Source organism: Ferruginibacter sp. SUN106 (assembly GCF_050611765.1).
Lineage (GTDB): Bacteria > Bacteroidota > Bacteroidia > Chitinophagales > Chitinophagaceae > Ferruginibacter.
In genome coordinates this window covers 119,213-140,014 of sequence record NZ_JBODJC010000006.1, presented here as the reverse complement: position 1 = coordinate 140,014, position 20,802 = coordinate 119,213, and the positions used below count along the sequence as shown (strand labels likewise).

Annotated in this window: 11 protein-coding genes; 8 read left to right on the top strand and 3 right to left on the bottom strand. The window is 39.0% G+C overall.

Features of this window, described 5'->3' with window-relative positions:
* The first annotated feature begins 34 nt into the window (after positions 1–34).
* The 3 genes from ACQ334_RS22915 to ACQ334_RS22905 all read left to right on the top strand — a co-directional run bounded on the left by ACQ334_RS22915 (position 35) and on the right by ACQ334_RS22905 (position 8,602).
* Positions 35–1,204, top strand: coding sequence for a LamG domain-containing protein (locus tag ACQ334_RS22915; RefSeq protein WP_430990617.1), 1,170 nt, complete (start codon positions 35–37; stop codon positions 1,202–1,204).
* Positions 1,205–1,328: 124 nt separating this feature from the next.
* Positions 1,329–6,989, top strand: coding sequence for a LamG-like jellyroll fold domain-containing protein (locus ACQ334_RS22910; protein WP_430990616.1), 5,661 nt, complete (start codon positions 1,329–1,331; stop codon positions 6,987–6,989).
* A gap of 5 nt (positions 6,990–6,994) precedes the next feature.
* The gene (locus ACQ334_RS22905) at positions 6,995–8,602 is read left to right on the top strand and encodes a PKD domain-containing protein (protein ID WP_430990615.1); all 1,608 of its coding nucleotides are present in this window, start codon (positions 6,995–6,997) and stop codon (positions 8,600–8,602) included.
* 5 nt (positions 8,603–8,607) lie between these two features.
* Here the strand turns inward: ACQ334_RS22905 and ACQ334_RS22900 are convergent, their stop codons facing one another.
* Entirely contained in the window at positions 8,608–10,194 is a 1,587-nt protein-coding gene (locus ACQ334_RS22900) for a peptide chain release factor 3 (RefSeq protein ID WP_430990614.1), read from the bottom strand.
* 270 nt (positions 10,195–10,464) lie between these two features.
* Between ACQ334_RS22900 and nagB the strand changes: the two genes are divergently transcribed.
* On the top strand, positions 10,465–12,384 hold the full coding sequence (gene nagB, locus ACQ334_RS22895) for a glucosamine-6-phosphate deaminase (RefSeq protein WP_430990613.1): 1,920 nt from the start codon (positions 10,465–10,467) through the stop codon (positions 12,382–12,384).
* Between the two features lie 64 nt (positions 12,385–12,448).
* Positions 12,449–14,959: a gliding motility-associated C-terminal domain-containing protein gene (locus ACQ334_RS22890; RefSeq protein WP_430990612.1), complete on the top strand. Its 2,511-nt coding sequence runs from the start codon at positions 12,449–12,451 to the stop codon at positions 14,957–14,959.
* A gap of 41 nt (positions 14,960–15,000) precedes the next feature.
* Here ACQ334_RS22890 and ACQ334_RS22885 read toward each other — a convergent pair whose 3' ends face one another.
* A complete protein-coding gene (locus tag ACQ334_RS22885; protein WP_430990611.1) occupies positions 15,001–15,591 on the bottom strand; it encodes a hypothetical protein in 591 nt (196 codons plus the stop codon).
* Between the two features lie 146 nt (positions 15,592–15,737).
* Entirely contained in the window at positions 15,738–17,318 is a 1,581-nt protein-coding gene (locus tag ACQ334_RS22880) for a peptide ligase PGM1-related protein (protein WP_430990610.1), read from the bottom strand.
* A gap of 203 nt (positions 17,319–17,521) precedes the next feature.
* On the opposite strand from ACQ334_RS22880, the gene ACQ334_RS22875 reads away from it, so the two are divergent.
* The 3 genes from ACQ334_RS22875 to ACQ334_RS22865 all read left to right on the top strand — a co-directional run bounded on the left by ACQ334_RS22875 (position 17,522) and on the right by ACQ334_RS22865 (position 20,748).
* Positions 17,522–18,367 (top strand): type 1 glutamine amidotransferase, encoded by an 846-nt coding sequence (locus ACQ334_RS22875; protein WP_430990609.1) that lies wholly within the window; start codon positions 17,522–17,524, stop codon positions 18,365–18,367.
* 134 nt (positions 18,368–18,501) lie between these two features.
* The gene (locus ACQ334_RS22870; protein ID WP_430990608.1) at positions 18,502–19,692 is read left to right on the top strand and encodes a hypothetical protein; all 1,191 of its coding nucleotides are present in this window, start codon (positions 18,502–18,504) and stop codon (positions 19,690–19,692) included.
* A gap of 63 nt (positions 19,693–19,755) precedes the next feature.
* Complete coding sequence (locus ACQ334_RS22865; protein ID WP_430990607.1) at positions 19,756–20,748, top strand: hypothetical protein; 993 nt, start codon at positions 19,756–19,758, stop codon at positions 20,746–20,748.
* The last annotated feature ends 54 nt before the right edge of the window (positions 20,749–20,802 follow it).

The following is a 20,802-nucleotide window of genomic DNA, read 5'->3' as shown; positions in this document are numbered from 1 at the left end:
ACTTTTATTGCGGCAACACCTGTTATCATAATTTATGAAGAACTTATTTTTTATTTTATTGCTATTATGTAACACAGGTTTTGCCCAGGTAAATATTACCAAAGGCCTTAAAGCTTATTATCCATTTAACGGAAATGCTAATGATGCAAGTGGAAATAATAATAATCCTGTTTTTAATAATGCTACTTTAACCAGCGACAGGATCGGCAATCCCAACAGCGCTTATCATTTTAATGGAATAAATACCTACATACAGATTCCGAATAACCCTTCGCTTAATTTTGGCAACCAGGTAACATTGGCTGTTTGGGTAAGACCAACAGGTTTTTATTACGATATCTGCCATGCCAGTTCAATCATACTAAAAGGAACTGCAGATTATTATCCTGGTAATTACGCACTTCGTTTTGATGACGCCTTGTTTACTGGCAGCAAGGGTTGCAGTGGTGATCCGCTTACGGATTCTGTTCATTTAAATTTCAGGGGAACAGGCACATCGCAAATACCCTATACACCATACATCAAGAAAAATCAATGGTATTCATTAGTGTACACTAATGATGGCACTACCGCAAAATTGTATGTGGATTGCGAATTAAAATATGCCATTAACTTCAAAGAAACCTTTACTAATAATGATGACCTGTTGTTTGGAAAAACAAACGACCCGATATTCCCTTTTTGGTTAAACGCCGATATTGATGACGTAAGAATATACGACCGTGCGCTTAACACCAACGAGATATTTGCATTGTGTAAAGAGGAAAAGAAGAAAGATACCAATAAAGCTCCTGAGCCGGTTAAAGCACCATTTATTGATACTATAAAAACAAGCACTACCCCAAAAGAAACGCCTTTAGAAAAAAGAAATAACGAATTGGTAAAACAGATTACAGTGGAGCATGATTCTGTTTCGGTAACATTGTACGATAATGGAGAAATTGATGGTGACAGTGTTACACTGATCTACAATAATAAGATCATTACAACGCACCAACGCCTATCAGATAAACCTATAACATTCAACCTTAAAGTTGAACCGGGTAATAACCGCAATGAGTTAGTGATGTATGCAGAAAATCTCGGCAGCATTCCTCCCAATACTGCACTGATGGTAATTTATGATGGCAAAAAACGTTATGAATTAAATATCAGCAGCACAAAGGATAGTAATGGTGTGGTGGCGTTCAGGTTGAAAGAATAGCATTGAATTTAAAAATCCGCAAGTGCAACTTTTCTACATTCTTCATACTCTTTAAAATAGTCATTTTCGTTTAGGCTATTCATCAAATATTCATTATTTTTAATAAACCATTTCTAAAATACTTATGAAAAGAGCTACCCTAAGCCTAATATATCTCCTACTTAGTTTACTTTCCTATTCTCAAATCAACCTTAATAACGGGTTAATTGCATATTATCCATTTAATGGAAATGCTAACGATGCCAGCGGTAATAATATTAATGGCACTGTTACAAATGCAACTTTAACTACTGACAGGTATGGCAATCCTAATGCTGCCTATCAATTTAATGGCTCCTCTTCTTATATTCAATTGCCTTATTCTAATTTATACAATTTTGCTCCGCAGGATTCTTTATCCATATCGGTATGGATATTACCAGAGTTAAACCCTGCATGGATTGCCGAGGCCATTGTAGTAAAATCTCCATTCAATGCACTTTATACACAATCAAACTGGAATTACGGTATTTATGACCTGAGTAACAAAGCGATGACAGGTTTTGCAAACACCAATTTTTTACAGGGAACAACTACATTATCAACCAATCAATGTTGGTACAATATTACTTTTACTTATAAAAATGGCATTTGGAAACTTTATGTTAATGGATTACTGGAGAACCAGGATTTGAGCCAAACGAAATTTATTTTGCAGGATGGAAGCTCTAAAATTGTATTTGGAAAAAAGGGAGAAGCATTTGGTGATTGGTACAAAGGTAAAATAGATGAAGTAAGGATTTATAACAGGGTACTAAATCAACAGGAAGTTAGTTTTTTAAGTCAGCAAAATGCCCCCTGTTTAACCAACTGCAGTAATTGGCTTAAAACTCCATCTTACCCATCAAATGTTTCGGTTGGAGATTTAGATGTAACAGGTAATCAACTTACTGTTGAAGCTTCATTTAGTAGCAGTACAGCCCTGAACCCTTCATTTCAATTAGGTAAAATAGTATCAAAACATACTGGCCCTGCCGATGTTAATTATTCATTAATGGCGTCCACCTGTGAGATTACTACTACAAATGGATATGTTAACACACCGCCCTCCTGCATGCCTGTAAACGACAAATTGTATCATTTAGCAATGGTTTATAATGGCTCTGTTTTGAAATTCTATAGAAATGGTTACCTGGTGAGTTCTATCCCATGGACTGGTAACTTAATTAATAATGATTTTCTGACTACAATTGGCTGCGGTCCAAATAGTCCCGGACCTGCTTACCAGCAAATTGGATATATTAACGAGGTCCGTATATGGAATGTAGCACGTACTCAGGCCCAGATTCGTGCCAATATGAATACCTCTCTACCCAATCCATCTACTCAAACTGGTTTACTGGGTTACTATACATTTGATAACCTAATAAATAAACAGGGTAACACCTTATACAACGGTACAATAAATGGCGCTGCCACTATTAACGAAACAAATCCAAACTGCAACTTTATTACAGATTCGTGTGAAGCCTCAGTAATTCCTTCCTGCAAATTCTGGCCTCAATTTAATCCCAATAGTTATACAACAACAATTCCGGACAATAACACGATGACCTTTGGCTTTAGTAACAGTGCACATTTAATAGCACCTACAGCCTATAGCACCTTAATTCCTGGTAATTGGTTTACTCCAAATCCAACAATTGCTACAACATCTCCGCCAAATACTACAGCCCATAATACCAACGACCTGGGTGCTATTGGCATCTATCCTGTAATCTCCAATGAAACCGGATCTATAAGTTTTAGCAGTCCCCCTTCACAAGGATTCTTTTTACACGTTTATCAAACTGTTTCAAGAATAGATTTTGATAAATCATTCACTTTAACTTCTTCTGATGGAGACCTGCATGTGGGCAATAGTAATTCTCTTACTAACAATGTATTAATCCCTGATGTTAATCCATTGCAATCGCCGGATGACGCTAACGCAACCATTTATTTTGGCCCCGGTATATCACAGGTTAATTTTACTTTAACTGCTCACCCTTTATCTCCTGCGGGAGACGGTATTAAGTTTGCTTTTACATTCCCCGAAAATTGTACTACAGCAAATCTCGGTATCTCTGGTATCGTCAATCAATACACTCCCGCCCTGGCATTTGATCCCTGTAAAAACCTTTTAACCGTTGGCGATGCCACAGCTTTTAACCAGGGTGATACTGTTTTACTGATTCAAATGAAAGGAGCTGTTATTGACAGTACCAATACTGCAGCTTTTGGCACAATTACCGACTATAAAAACTCGGGTAATTATGAGTTCAATTATGTAAAGTCAAAAACCGGCAACACCATTGAATTAAAGAATGTTGTTACCCGTAATTATGATCTGCCAAATGGTAAAGTGCAATTGATAAGGGTGCCTTACTATCAAAATGCCACTATTACCTCTACCCTTACCTGCCCGCCATGGAACGGCAGCACCGGTGGTGTACTGGTTTTAAATGCAGCAGATAGTGTAACGTTAAATGCTGATATAGATGTAAAAGGGAAAGGCTTCAGGGGAGGTGCCGGTTTTAATAATAACCTGGGCAGTACTTCAAACTGTTTTCAAAACGAATATGTGTACCCGTTAGGTAGTATATATTCCGGCAACAAGGGCGAAAGCATTACTTCTATCAGCAATAATATTACAGGAGGTAAAGGCGCATTGGCATCTGCCGGTGGCGCAGGTCTCGATCACAATGGCGGCGGCGGCGGTGGTGCCAATGGAGGTGCTGGTGGTTTTGGAGGGTATCAATTAAAAGAATGTGGCAACGATCCTTTTGATAACAGGGGCATTGGTGGCAGGGCATTAATTTATAATAATGCTGTAAATAAAATTTTTATGGGCGGTGGTGGTGGTAGCGGCCACGCCAATAATTCCGGTACTGTACCGGCGGGAGGAAATGGCGGCGGCATAATTATGATCAATGCACAAAAAATAAAAAATAATGGTTTTAAAATAATTGCCAGCGGAGATAGTGCAAATATTTGTACACAAGGTGCTGGTATTACCTGTCATGATGGAATGGGTGGCGGTGGTGCAGGAGGAACAGTATTGCTGAATGTAACCCAGGTTTTAACCAGCACTACGGTTGAAGAAAAAGGCGGTAAAGGTGCTGACATGACCGGCGCCATTGCCGGTGGTACAATTGGTCCCGGAGGCGGGGCCGGTGGCGGCGTATTATGGATGCCTGGCGCAGCAATACTCACTAATGTAAACCCGGTAAATACTGGTGGTATTGGTGGTGTACTGACAAACGGCGGCAACATTAATTGGGGAACCACGGCCGGCGCTGCAGGTATAAATGTTTTTAACCTGCAGGTTCCTGTTGATGCTGTGCCTTTTAAAGTAAATATAGATTCGGTAAGATTTACTACTTCTAACAATTCATGCAACAGCTTTAATTTCTTTGGCTTTGGTTATGTTAATTCCTCTCCCGTTGTTTCATGGCTGTGGAATTTTGGTGATGGTAATACTGCAGTCACACAAAACACATCTCATACTTATAGTGCGGCTGGAACATATACTGTGAGACTGACGATCACTGATAACAATGGTTGTAAAGACAGCATTTTAAAATCTGTAGTCGTTGCCGGCACATCAGCTTTTGACTTTTCGTATAAGCAGGATGTTTGTAATCCACTATCTGTACAATTCACGGGTGCAGGAGCAGCACTCGTAAACCCTTATTGGTCTTTTGGCGATCTTGGTACAAGTACCGGAACGCTTACACCAACACATACTTATGCTGTAGCCGGCAATTACCTGGTTCGGTTTTCAGTGAATAATGCGTGCAATGATACCATCAGCAAAATAATAAGTATCAATGTAGCCCAGGCAGACATTGTAATTACGCCTGATACCACCATTTGTTTTGGCTCAACTAAACTTTTAAGGGCACAATACGCAAATAATTTTTGCTGGTCACCTGCCACTTACTTAAATAACCCTTCTTTAACTAATCCAACCACTTCCACACCAACAAATATCACATACTATTACACTGCTGAAATTTTAGGTAATAACCTTATACCCAACGGAGATTTCAGTTCCGGCAACACAGGCTTTACTTCTGATTACAGTTATCAAACTTCAAACACTGTTGCCAATGCTGTTTATGGAGTTACCACAAACGCACAGACATGGAATGCTGGGGCAAGCCCATGCCTTGACCATACCACCGGAACGGGTAATATGCTGGTAGCAAATGGCGCAACTGTTCCCGGAGTAAAATTGTGGAAAAGCAGTTTTAGTGTAACCCCCAATACTTCTTATCAATTTTCTGCCTGGATTCAATCTGTTTCGCTGGCAAATTTTGCAGTATTTAAATTTTACATCAACGGAGTTCAGTTTGGTCCTACATTAAATGCCCCTTCCGTGGCATGCCAGTGGGTGCAACAAAAACTAAACTGGAATTCAGGTAATAATACTACAGTTGATCTTTCGCTGGAGGATTTCACATATAATGCTAACGGTAATGATTTTGCACTGGATGATATTTCTTTCAACTCCGTTTCAATTAAACGAGATAGTGTAAAGATAACAGTTGACACACCAAAGATTGCTGCATTTGGCACAGCAACAGTTTGTGCAGGAGTTACCACACAGTTGAATGCCACAGGAGGTGCTACTTATATATGGACGCCTGCAACTGGTTTATCCAACGCCACTATTGCCAACCCGCTGGCAACACCTGCGGCCAATACCACATACACTGTTACCGGCACAACTGTTAATGGCTGTTCAGCACAGGCAACGGTGGCTATTACAGTTCAACCTAAACCGGTTATTACAAAATCGAATGATACCAGCATCTGCAAAAATACTTCTGTACAATTACTGGCTACCGGTGGTACCAGTTATACGTGGACGCCTGCTGCTACTTTAAACAATCCCAATATTGCTAACCCGATTGCAACACCAACTGCAGCTGTTACTAAATATTATGTAACCGTAATTAACAATAACGTAAATACCTGCAGCAACAGAGATTCTGTAAAAGTTACTATAAAGCCCGATCCTGTATTTACTGTTTCGCCGGCTCAGTCTACCTGTAATGGTACTCCGGTACAGCTGAATGCATCGGGCGGAAATATTTATTTATGGAGCCCTGCCGCACTTGTAAGCAACGCCGCTATTGCCAACCCAACTGCAATTGCCGGCGCTACAACTAATTATAGTGTAACCATTACTGAAAGTATATGTAATATTTCACAGACATTATCTACTCTTGTAACTGTAAACCCGGTACCGCTGGTAACGGCAAGCAAGTCTAATGATATAGATTGTTCAATTGAATTCTCTAACTTATCAGCCACAGGGGCTGTGCAATATACCTGGACACCCACTACCGGCCTCAACAATAGCAGCATAGCCAATCCCGTTGCCCGTCCTGTTACAACTACCCAATATGTAGTTAAAGGAAGTAATGCATTTGGCTGTTATGATTCAGATACCTTAACTGTTGCAGTTACTAAAATTGGCCAAAGTCTTTACCTGATGCCAAATACATTTACGCCCAATGGCGATGGCAAAAATGATTGCTTTGGTATAAAATACTGGGGCATTATTGAACAACTGGAATTTGCTATCTATAATCGTTACGGCGAAAGAGTTTTTTATACCACCGATCCTTATCAATGCTGGAACGGATTGTACAAAAGCGATAAACCATTGCCAGGCAATTATGTATATTATATAAAAGCAAAAACAGCTTGCGGTATGGTGGAAAGAAAAGGAAATGTATTATTAATAAGATAGAAACTATGAAAAAGAACATACTGCTTTATTTATTTTTATCATTAGGGCTAGTTACTGGTGCTCAGGTAAATCTTAATAAGGGGCTTATTGCTTATTATCCTTTTTCAGGTACTGCCGAAGATATGAGCGGCAATGATATTAATGGAATTGTAAAAAAAGCTTCGAAAACAACAGATAGAAATGGCGAGCCAAATTCAGCTTATTATTTTAATGGTTCTTCCTACATACAGCTACCTTTTTCCAGCCGTTATGATTTCGGACCGCACGACTCGTTTTCAATATCAGTATGGATAATGCCTGACCAAAATAATAAAATACCAGCACAGGCATTGATTGTTAAATCTCCTTTTTCAAGCAATCATACCCAGGCGCAATGGAATTATGGAATTTATACAGTAAACTACAAAGCCATGACAGGCTATGCAGATACTCATGTACTGCAAAGCGATGCAGCTTTGCCAAAGAACGAGAATTGGTATCATATCACATCAACTTACAATAACGGAGTTTGGAAACTTTACATTAATTGCCAATTAGAAAAACAAGACCTTAGTAAAACAAAATTCATACTTCAGGATGGGCATTCAAAAATTTTTTTTGGAAAAAAAGGAGAAGCGGACGGAGATTGGTTTAAAGGCAAAATGGATGAGGTACGTATTTATAACAGGGAATTATCCGCAGCAGAGATAGTGTCACTTTGCAACATAAAAGAACCTGTATCATCAAATGAACCATCAGCAGACTTTACGTACACTATCACCAACTGCAATGCAGTACAATTTAAAATTTCAACATCAGAAAATATTAAATCCTTTAAGTGGGATTTAGGGGATAATGCTACTGCAGCTAAAGAATCCTTTACACATTTGTACAAGAAGGATGGCAGTTACGTTGTGAAACTTATTGCTACCGGAAGCAATGGAAAAGAAATTACTATTACCAAAAACTTTACCATTACCAAACCAACAGCAGCTTTTACTTATGAAAAGGCAACAGAAAAAAATACTTTTAACTTTAATATCGATAATAAACAAAAGCTACAATACAAATGGTTTTTTGGAGATGGTACCACTTCTGATAAAGAAAAAAAGGTAACACATACTTACCTGCAGCCAGGAAACTATGATGTATTACTTATTGCAGAAAATAAAAATGGCTGCAGCGATACAGCAATACAAACAATTACAATTGCAGCTTTACCGCCTGTGCCTGCAAAAGACACAATTGTTACTATTCCGGTTAACAATGACCCCGCTACTGCTTTAATTAAACAAAGAGAAAATAATCTTTTAAAAGAAATTGAAGTAACGGGTGATTCCTTATCCGTTTCATTTTATGACAACGCCGAAATTGACGGCGACTCTGTAACCATAGTGTTTAATGATAAAATTATTACTACCCATTTATTTTTAACTGATAAGCCCAAAACATTTATACTGCCGGTTAATACAAATGGCCAGCCTAATGAATTAATTATGTATGCAGAAAACCTGGGTAGTATTCCGCCAAACACGGCATTGATGATTGTTTATGATGGTAACAAACGCCATGAAGTAAGCATAAGCAGCAGCAAAACAAGTAACGGAATGGTGCGGTTTATCTTTAAGCGATGATTTAATTACTTATGTATCTCACTCGTAAAATGGAATTCAATATCAGGATTATTTTGCCTTTCAGTATTTAAGAACCATTCGCTTTGTGCCAGGTATACAATGTGCCCGTCTTTATCAGCTGCAATGTTGGCTTGTTTATAACGGATAAAATCTTCTAACTTTTTCGGGTCTTTGCTGGTTAACCAGCAGGCTTTGTAAAAAGGTAAACTATTCATTTGTACAGAAGCTCCATATTCCTGCAACAAGCGGTATTGTATAACTTCAAACTGCAATTCACCCACACAACCAATAATTTTTTTATTGCCTCCGAATTGGGTGAATAATTGCGCCACGCCCTCATCCGTTAATTGTATCAATCCCTTTTCTAATTGCTTCGTCTTCATCGGATCCTTATTCACTACTTCCTTAAATATCTCCGGAGAAAAACTGGGTATGCCTGTAAAATAAAAATTTTCCCCTTCTGTCATTGTATCGCCAATTTTAAAATTGCCGGTATCAAACAAACCCACTACATCCCCGGGATAAGCATCTTCAATTACTTCTTTCTGTCGTGCCAGGAAACTGTAAGGATTATTAAACCTGAAATCCCTGTCCATTCTTACATGGTGATAATATGTGTTGCGCTCAAACCTGCCACTGCACACTCTTAAAAATGCGATCCTATCCCGGTGCTTGGGATCAAGGTTGGCATGAATCTTAAAAATAAATCCACTGAATTTATCCTCTTCGGGTTTAATATCCCTTGTAGTAGTATGTCTTGGTCTTGGTGTTGGCGCTATGCGGATAAAAGTATCCAGCATTTCTTTTACACCAAAATTATTTACTGCACTGCCAAAAAATACCGGCGCTGTTTTTCCTGTTAAATAATCATCGTCATTTAATTCGCCATACACGCCATCAATTAATTCCACATCTTCTCTTAAAGTATTCGCATCCTTCTCTCCTATTTTTGCATCAAGAATTTTATCATTCAGATCTTTGATCTCTACCACATCTTCGTCGTTTGCTTTTGTGCCTGCGGTAAACAAAACCAGGCTTTTTTCATGCAGGTCATACACACCTTTAAAATCCTTGCCACTGTTAATAGGTACCGTCATCGGATGCAAATTGATCTTCAGCTCATTTTCAATTTCTTCTAACAGGTCAAAACGGTTTTTACCATCCCTGTCCATTTTATTGATAAAAACGATCACCGGCGTATTACGCATGGCAATTACTTCCATTAAACGCCTTGTTTGCGCCTCTACTCCATTCACACTATCAATCACCAGCACCACACTATCCACAGCGGTTAAAGTACGGTAAGTATCCTCAGCAAAATCTTTGTGGCCCGGCGTATCTAATAAATTGATCAGGTGACCATTGTATTCAAAAGTCATTACACTGGTAGCCACACTAATACCACGCTGCCTTTCAATTTCCATAAAATCGCTGGTAGCATGCTTCTTGATCTTATTGCTTTTTACAGCCCCTGCAGTTTGAATAGCACCGCCAAACAAAAGGAACTTTTCGGTAAGTGTAGTTTTACCGGCATCGGGATGCGATATGATAGCGAATGTTTTACGTTTGTTGATTTCGTTGATATACTTCATGATTGCCACAGATTGCACAAATTGTACAATATTTTTTGAGCCGCAAAGGTAAGGTTTGAAAAACAAAAAACGCCTTGCTTAAATGCCGGGCTCTCCTTGAAAAAATACGAACAATATGGCCACACAGTACAAAATAGCATCGCCATTTGCTCGGGCTAAAAGTAGTATTTCAGAATTTTTACATCTTATAAGACCGCATTTATTGATTACCCAAGGGTATTTTATAAAAAAATAATGCTGTAGTTTTACACCATCACATTATAAACAGCTATGAACAAAATAGACCTTACAGATTCTTTAGAAAAAATCCCGGTAAAAATATTTTCCAATTCCAGCGATGGTTCTGCTTTTGTGGCACAACAAATTGCTGCATTAATAAAACAAAAAGAGAACGAAGGCAAAAAATGTGTGATCGGCCTTGCTACCGGATCTTCTCCTAAAACACTGTATGCTCACCTGGTACGTATGCACCAGGAAGAAGGATTGAGTTTTAAAAATGTAATTACATTCAACCTGGACCAATATTATCCCATGGAGAAAGATGCGCTGCAAAGCTATCATTACTTTATGAGGAAAAATTTATTCGAACATACTGATATCAACCCCGATAATTATCACCTGCCCGATGGATTAGTACCAAAAGATAAAGTGAAAGAACATTGCCTGAATTATGAAAAACAAATTGAAGATGCAGGCGGGCTGGACCTTCAGATATTAGGCATTGGTATTAACGGGCATATTGGTTTTAATGAACCAGGCAGCGGTATCTATAGTAAAACAAGATTGGTTACACTTGACCACAGTACCCGTATGGCCAATGCTTACGAATTTGGCAATATGAGCGAAGTGCCCCGTATGGCTATCACTATGGGCATCAGTACCATCTTAAAAAGTAAAAAAATAATTTTGATGGCCTGGGGCCAGACCAAAGCCCCGGTAATACAAAAATCGGTAGAGCTGGACGATACAGAAGATATTCCGGCATCATTGTTACAAAATCATGATGATTGTACTTTTATCATTGATGAATCTGCAGCAAGTGAACTAACAAGATTTAAAAGCCCCTGGCTTACCGGAGAATGCGAATGGACACCAACAATGGTTCGCCGTGCAGTTACTAATCTTGCTTTAAAAATAAAAAAACCGGTTTTAAGTTTAACCAATGAAGATTATAATGACAATGGTTTAAATGACCTGCTTACCGAAAAAGGGAATGCTTATGAAACTAACCTGGAAGTATTTTATATGCTCCGTGATTCTATTACCGGATGGCCTGGCGGTAAAGCCAATGCCCAGGGTACTAAACATCCTGAACGCAGCACCCCTTTTCCTAAAAAAATTATTTTATTCTCACCGCATCCCGATGATGACATCATCAGCATGGGTGGCACCTTTATGCGCCTGCACGACCAGGGACATGAAGTGCATGTAGCTTATCAAACCAGTGGCAATATTGCCGTAACCGATGAATTTGTTACCAGGTTTATTGATTTTGCTGTAGGTTTTGAAAATATGTTTGACATTGATGAAACTAAAAGCAAAAAAATTTTAGATGATGCTACAGCATTTTTAAAAACAAAAAAAAGCAGTGAAAAAGATACCGCAGAAATAAGGGCCATTAAAGGTTTAATAAGAAGATGTGAAGCCAAAGCCACCTGCAAATATGTTGGTTTAAAAGAATCGCAGATTCATTTTCAGAATCTGCCTTTTTATGAAACGGGTACCATTGAAAAGAATCCGATGGGTGAAGCAGATGTGCAGATAACAATGGATCTTTTAAAAGCAATCAAACCACACCAGATCTATTGTGCAGGCGATTTTGCTGATCCGCATGGTACACACAAAGTTTGTTTTGACGTGGTGATTGAAGCGTTGAAAAGATTGAAGGCACAAACCAGCGAACAATGGATAGATGATTGCTGGTTATGGCTGTACAAAGGTGCCTGGCAGGAATGGGATATTACTGAAATTGAAATGGCCATACCTATGAGCCCCGACCAGGTAGTAAAAAAACGCCATGGTATATTTATTCACCAGTCACAAAAAGACAGTGTTCCCTTCCAGGGCAGCGACGACAGGGAATTCTGGCAACGTGCCGAAGAACGTAATGCCAATACGGCCTCGCTGTACGCAAGGCTTGGTTTAACGCAATATGCTGCTATGGAAGCATTTGTAAGATGGCACTATTAGGAGGCTGAAATCTGGCTGTTTTTTTTTATCTTCATCGTAGGTTAAATCAAACTAACTAACTGCGATGAAGAGAATTTTACCTGTTCTTTTAGTAATCATTTTTTTCTTTGACCTCGTTACGGTATCGGCACAATCCTGCTTTAATGTAAACGCCGGTAAGGACACCACTATACAATGCAATCAGTCCTGCCTTAATTTAAAAGCAAAAATTCCCAGCATCAGAACATCAGAGAACTACCAGGTTGTTCCCATCGACTATACCCCCTATGCTTTCACTTCACCTGCTGGCAATGAATTAAACACATTGTATTTAGATGATATCTTCTCCACAACAATTGATCTGCCATTTACATTTTGTTTTTATGGATCCAATTATAATCATCTGACTGCCGGATCAAACGGCGTTCTTACTTTTGATGTAGCAGGCAATTCCGGTACACAGGAGGCTTATGTAATAAATCCCGGTGATAAAATTCCGTCCAATGTGGGTACTCCAAATAATGCCAATATATTTTATGCCCCCAGGGCAAGTATTTTTTTAGCTTATTATGATATGGATCCGTCGCTTACTGCATCGCCACCTAAAAAAAAAATTGAGTGGCGTTTAGAAGGCACTGCGCCATGCAGAAAATTTGTACTCTCCTATTACCAGATCGATTATTGGATCGGATCTACCTGCAATAACCAAACACCAAGACTTCTTTGTACTATGCAGGCTGTTTTATATGAAGGCACGGGTTTGATAGATTTTTTTTACGCCAATAAACCCGCCTGTACTGCTTACCAGGGCGGACTGGCAATAGCCGGAGTGCAAAACTGGGCTCAGAATGAAGCCGTTACACTCCCCGGTAAAAATGGTACGGTATGGACTGCACGCAATGAAGGGTACAGGTTTGTACCCAATGGTTCTACTTCATTATTGAACCGTGTGGAGCTTTATAAAAATAATGTATTGATCTCTGTGGGAACAGTGAACGATCTTGGTACCGGCGAGCTGGAAGCTACTTTCAATAACATTTGCCAGGCAGAAGACAGCATGAGTTATGTTGTAAAAGCATTTTATAAACAATGTGATAATCCTGCTATTGAAACAGAAGGTTCGGATACAATGATCGTATACAAAACATTTAACCCGCTTTCAACTGATGTAACCAATGCAAAATGCAATGGTGCAAACGGAACAATTATGGTTACTGCACCGTTGGGAAGCAACGTGGAATATTCCATTGATAACGGTACAAGCTGGCAAACAAATCCTGTTTTTAATAAACCGGCCGGTACTTACACTATTATAGCAAGATTGATCGGTTCAACCTGTAATGGTACCACCACTGCAACAATTACAGAGCCTGCAGCATTAAGTGCCGTTTCCGGTGCACTGGATGCCACCTGTGCAGGAAATGATGGGACCATTAGCATTGTTGCCGCCGGCGGCACTCCTGCCTATACTTACTCAATAGACAATGGACTTACTTACCAAAGCAGCAACATCTTTACCGTCAGCGCCGGTAACTACAATAATATTAAAATTAAAGATGCCAATGGCTGTATTGCTAATTCCACTGCAACAGTTATCTTAAACGACCAGATGTTTTTAACGCTTGGCAACGATACCACTATTTGTGTTGGACAATCCGTAACATTAGCACCTCAGACAAATACAGGAACTGATGTTTTTAAATGGACGCCTGTAACCGGTTTAAGTGCAGCAAACATTAAAAACCCTGTTGCCACACCTGCTGATACCACTCATTACATATTAAATGCAAGCTGGGGAATGTGCAATCGTACCGATGATATCTGGATAAAAATTTTACACAAGCCAGTTGCGTTTGCCGGCAAAGACAGCAGTATCTGTTATAAAACTCCGGCCTTTTTAAAAGGCAATGCAACCAACTTATCAGGCGCTGTAAATTACGCCTGGGCGCCGGCTGCAAATGTTACACCGGCTAACGCAGCCAATGCCATTGCAAAGCCTGACACCACACAACTATATACACTAACGGTAACCGATAACTACGGTTGTAATTTTACTGTAACGGATGATGTACTGATCACTATGCGGCCACCGGTTCCTGCATTTGCAGGTAACGATACTAATGCCATCTATGGCATACCCCACCAATTATCCGGCAGCGGCGGAAAATTTTATTTATGGTCGCCCTCCACACCGTTAAATAATGCATTTGCACAAAAACCATTGGCCACTTTATACAACGATACCTATTTTACTTTGACAGTTACTGACGACATTGGTTGTACGAATACTGATGATGTTTTAATAAAAGTGTACAAGGGCCCCACTTATTATATACCCAATGCCTTTTCCCCCAACGGCGATGGTATGAACGATGTATTCAGGCCAATACCGGTTGGTATTGCTTTCACCGATTATTTTAATGTGTACAACCGCCTGGGCGAAATGGTTTTTCAAAGTAACCAATGGCTAAAAGGATGGGACGGCACTTATAAAGGAAAGCCAGCTGCGGCAGGCACTTATGTGTGGCTGATAAAAGGAATGGACAAATACGGAAAAGTAGTGGAAATGAAAGGCACCGTAATTTTAGTGAGGTAATAAAATATAAAGGGCTTGTAATTATACAAGCCCTTTGCTCATTATTTTGTTTTAACCTCTGTATCAGGCCGTATCTCATCATCTTCTTTTTTGTCGTACACATACACACTTACCTGCCACCCGGTGATGATATACTGCAATGCCACTTCAATTTTTACATCTTTATATAATTCATCATCATTGCCAATACGAAAAATACTGCCAGCAAATTTTTTCTCCTCCTTAGGTTCATCGTAGATTGCTTTTGTAGTAATAGCTTTTGTATTGCCGGGTAAATGCAATGACATATTTTTTACCTGCAAAAACAACTCCCGGTATTGTTTTTTTGCCGCTGCAAAATTATCCACCTCGGGCAACACTGCCTGCCAGCTCCGGTTTTTATTATTTTGCGATCGGTACTGTGTGATCGTACAACTTTCTGTGCCCGGAAAATTTATCGTACTGCTGTAATCACTGCTTTCAACATTTTCCTGTATCAATGCACCGGTAATGTTTTGCAGCCTGTTAGGAAAATCGTTGAGTACACCTTTCAATGCCTGTTGTACTGCAGCATTGGGCTTAAATAAAAGCTGCGCTTTTGCGCCATACAAACAAAAAGAAAAAATAATAAGGGTAATTGCCTTTGCTCTCATAGTTATTTGGTTTACGTTAAAAAGTTGTTGAACGAAAAAAAATCATCCTGTAGTATTTCATTATTGCAAATGGGCAGGCTTTAACAGCACTTTATCTTTCCACACCTGTGGATTACTTTTTTACAACAGCTTTTACTACGCAGATTTTATTTTATTGCAGTTTCAGCATCCAGCACGGCAATGGTTTTTTTATAAAAAAGAATAGCTTCATCAGGCGAACTGCCGATACATACAATGCCCATCTTACCATATTGTGATAATGCACCGATCATATGAAACATCACACCCGTTTGTGCTGCGCCGTCAAAATGCAATCCATGAAACATGGCAATGTCAATAAGATCCCGGGGTGTAAGGCCTTTGTAACTATCGTTCTGAACATTATCAGACGCAAAATAATAACGCGGTTGTTTATTGGCGGTTTCAAATAAGCCTGTAGCTTCATCGTAATGACCATTGGTTAAAAACTGTAGCATTAAAAACGGATGTGTGGTACCTCCTTTACGCAGATTGATCTCAATAGCATAATGTTTCCATCCATCATTTTCTTTTACCGAAATAAAATCAATGCTGAACCTTCCCAACACGCCATCTTTTTTTAATCCATTAGCAATGATCTTTCCCAATCCTCCCACAGCTGTTCTGTAATATTCATCAGCAGGAAAATGTGCCCCTACAAAAACCTGTTCGTCTTCGCCACTCAATACCTGTTCGTGTGTGGAGATAATATCCACTTCGCCTAAAGGATTTATCCGGCATTGTACCGATGGCGATCGCTTAACAGCACCTTCTACAAATGCTTCCACAACACCTCCCATGCTGTAAAACTTTTCCAGGTAAGCCTGCACAGAAAGATGCTCTGCTACAGGTATTATTTTTTTATGGAGGTTATGGTGTATCCATTCAAACAATTCTTTTTTACCAAGGCCATCCGGATACTTTATTACCGCATTTCCTTCTCCGGAAAAACCATCGTTTAATTTAATAACCGCTTTTTTTATTTGCGGGTGCATATCCTTTAGTGCCGCTACCGCATGTACAATATCATCATAGGTTTTCAATTCTTCTGCGCCGGGTGGCATTGTTACGCCTGCTTTTAAAAAAGCCCTCCTGCTACCGCTTTTTGTACCCCAATACAATACAGAAGGATCGCAGCCATAAATAGGTATCCCCAATTGCACTGCCAAAGTTCTTTCAAAACCCGTGGTATTAAAACAGGCAATATGTGCTACATGGCCATGCGGAATGCTTTGTTTGATCCTCTCAATTAACCTGGGGCGTTTTAGTATTTTTTCTGTCAATGAAACTTTAGAGGCATCGTAACAACTCAGCAGCGTTAACCTTTCTCTTGCATGATAGCCTGTGATACCAGGCAATAAATGCAGGTAATAATCTATTATCACCGGGTCAATCGGCATGCTACTCACATACACCACATGTGCACGGGGCATACGCAACAGCATTAATAAACACAATAATCTTTCCTCATAATACAATGCGCCTGTAATTTTTGTAAGTACCTGCTGGTCCAATGTAAGGCTGGGAATAACCACAATGGTTTTTGATGCCAGGTTATCAGGAAAAAATAATTCAAATTGATTGGAAAATCCTTTTTGTATTTTTTCAAATTGCCGTAGCTCTTCTGATGAACCCGGTGCAGGTTGGCAGGTAGTGCAATAATTAAATAACAATTGCTCAGGCTGCTGTTGCTGTTGATGATTGAGCATATGTCTTGTATTAATATCGTTACAAGATGGTAAAAAAATAAGCACAAAACACTGAGCGTTATCATTACAAAGCTGTACTTATATCATTATTTTATATTAGATATTTTTTACACATGGCAGGGCAATCTTTTAATTCACATTGCGTTAGTAAATTAAAGGGGCCTACCCAAATCCCCACTTTTAAAAAATTGTTACCTTTGCATATGAATTGGACCGATAAAAAGGCTGTACGTGTTGCAATTTTAGACATGAATGAGGGCAAGCCCAACCAGGGCATGCGTTGTATCCGTGAAATACTGAATCAATTTGGGGATGCTAATAACCTCGACCTGGAATGGGATGAATTTGAAGTGCGCCAACAACAGCAAATACCTGACTTAAACTACGATATTTATATTTCCAGCGGCGGCCCCGGCAGCCCCTTAGAAAGCGAAGGCAGCGAATGGGAAAGCATATATTTTAAATGGCTGAACAATATAATGGAATGGAATGCCAATGATGCTAATGTGCAAAAGAAGAAAGTATTCTTAATTTGTCATTCGTACCAGTTAGTCTGCCGTCATCTGAAAATTGCTACTGTCTGTAAAAGAAAAAGCACTGCCTTTGGTGTGTTCCCCATACATTTATTGCCCACCGGTAATGAAGAAACAGTTTTTGCAGGTTTAAAAAACCCGTTTTACTCTGTTGACAGCAGGGATTACCAGGTGATAGAACCTAACCACAACAAGCTGCACCAGATGGGTGCCAGCATTTTAGCTATTGAAAAAGAAAGGCCACATGTACCCCTGGAAAGGGCGATAATGGCAGTACGTTTTAATGATAATATGATCGGTACACAGTTTCATCCCGAGGCTGATGCTGTAGGTATGAGCATGCACCTGCAAACAGAAGACAAGAAAAAAACGGTGATTGAAAATTACGGACAACAAAAATGGGAATCGATGATCGAACATTTAAACGACCCTGACAAAATTATGTGGACCTACGCTCATATACTTCCCAACTTTTTATACCTGGCTGTAGAAAGTATACAACCAGTTGAAATTTAAGCTTCGCCAGGGTTGTAAGCGTTTGCGGCTAAAGAAGTCAAGTTTTTGAAAACTTGACTTCTTTGTTTATAGCCTTTCAAATGAATTTTATTCTTTACTTTTATTAACCTGTTCATCTTCAAATTACTTGTATAATGATAAAAGCATTAAGGCAGCAGTTCAACAGCAATTTTACAAAAGAAAAATATGAGGCTTATGTAAAACAAATAGAGAATTTACATCCCGGCGCATTGGATTTCAGGAATGCAGAAACACCCATTTTTATTCCGAAAGATTTTACACAGAAAATGCTGGATGCTTGTGAAGATATTATTGATGTGATAGTTGATGAAAAATTTATTGCACTTACAGAAAGAGGAATTCCTGATGATATAAAAATACCCAATCAAAAAAGCTATTCTGATTTTATTGCTTTTGATTTTGGTATTTGCCAGAACGATAGTGGTGAACTTGAACCACAGTTGATTGAAATGCAGGGCTTCCCCACCCTGTTTGCCTTCCAGGCTTTTCATAGCGAAATAACTGCTGCCTATGCAAATGTGCCGGCTAATTTTTCAGCTTATTTAAATGGGTATGATAAAAAATCCTACCTGCAATTGTTTAAAGAAATTGTGGTGAGTGATCTTGATCCTGAAAATGTGATACTGCTGGAGATTTATCCTGATCAGCAAAAAACAAGAATTGATTTTTATTGTACCGAAGATGTGTTGGGTATCAAAACTGTTTGTCTTACCAAATTAATAGCCGAAGGCAATAAATTATTTTATGATAACAACGGAGTAAAAACACTAATAAAAAGAATTTACAACCGCCTGATCTTTGATGACCTGCAAAAACAGGAAGGCATGGGCGAAGTAATTGACCTTACCAAAGATTATGATGTGGAATGGGTGCCGCATCCCAATTGGTTTTACCGCATCAGTAAATTCACTTTGCCTTTCATCAATAATCCTCATGTTCCCAAAACATATTTTTTAAACGAGTTGAAACAGGTGCCTTCAGACCTGGAGCATTATGTTTTAAAACCACTTTTTTCTTTTGCAGGTATGGGCGTGGTAATTGATGTTACCCAAAAAGATATTGATGATGTAAAAGACCCTGAAAACTGGATACTGCAACGCAAAGTAAAATATGCTGATGTAATTGAAACACCCGATGTTCCTGCTAAAGCAGAGATACGTTTATTTTATTTCTGGAAAGATGGATGGGCAAGGCCAAAGGCAGTACATAATTTATCCAGGTTAAGTAAAGGCAAGATGATTGGCACGAGGTATAATAAGGATAAGGAATGGGTAGGTGGAGCCGTAGCTTTTTTTGAAAGATAAGTGGTAGAAAACAAATGTACAATGCTCAATATTCAATGATCAATGTTCAATAAAAATACAGGTATGAAAAATGGTATAGCAAGATTTGAGTTTTTTCTTACTCAGTTACAAACGCTTTTAGCTAAAGCAGCTAAACAAAAAAATCCTGCATTATGGTTGTACCAGAACAATGCCCGTACTCCTTTATTCATGCTGGAGGGATTGGCGAAAATGTACATTGGCCTGCATAACAAAAAAAAGTTCAGCAAATTAAAAGAGCATTTTAAATTGCTGGAAGATGTACTGGGTGCCATTGATTATTACGATGCGTTTGCAAAATCATTTTCAGCCAATAAAAATATTCCTGTAACGATTGTAAATTATCTGCATGCGCAAACAAGAGAAAAAATTCAGAGCCTGAATGAATTGTTAACTGAGGAAGGATGGTTAGGTGCAGGTGCTGAAAGAATTAAAAAGATTCAAAAAAAATTATCAGAAGCAGACTGGCTGAAAGAAGAAGACGAAGTAGAAGCCATCAATAAATTTTATGGCACTGCCATTTATGAGATCGTAGAATTTATCAGCAAGGATAAACTACATTTTGATAATGTGGAGGCTGATGTACATGAGCTGAGAAGAAAATTAAGATGGTTGAGTATTTATCCCCAGGCTTTGCAGGGTTGTATACAATTAAGTAAATCCAAAACTTCGCCCAAACATTTAACCAAATACCTTACTAAAGAGATCACTACTTCTCCCTATAACAAAATGCCCGATTCCGGCGATTGCAAATATTTTCTATTACTCAACCGGGATTATTTTTATGCGCTCAGCTGGATCATTGCCGAGCTGGGCAAATTAAAAGACAGCGGCCTGGGTGTTATTGCCATTAAAGAAGCATTGCAACAGACTGGTAAAATAAGTGATGCTGATGCTTACAAAAAAGCCTACCAGTTATTGGGAAACAAACAACCCAAACTGCCACAGATACTGCGTGCTGCTGAAGGCATTTGCAAAACCTTTTTCGACGAAAATAACCTGGAGCATCTGGTAATAGGTATTGCGGCTGCAAAATAATTTACCCCGGTTTTTAACTATTAAAAAAAATCATTGGTATCTGAATAAATTCCT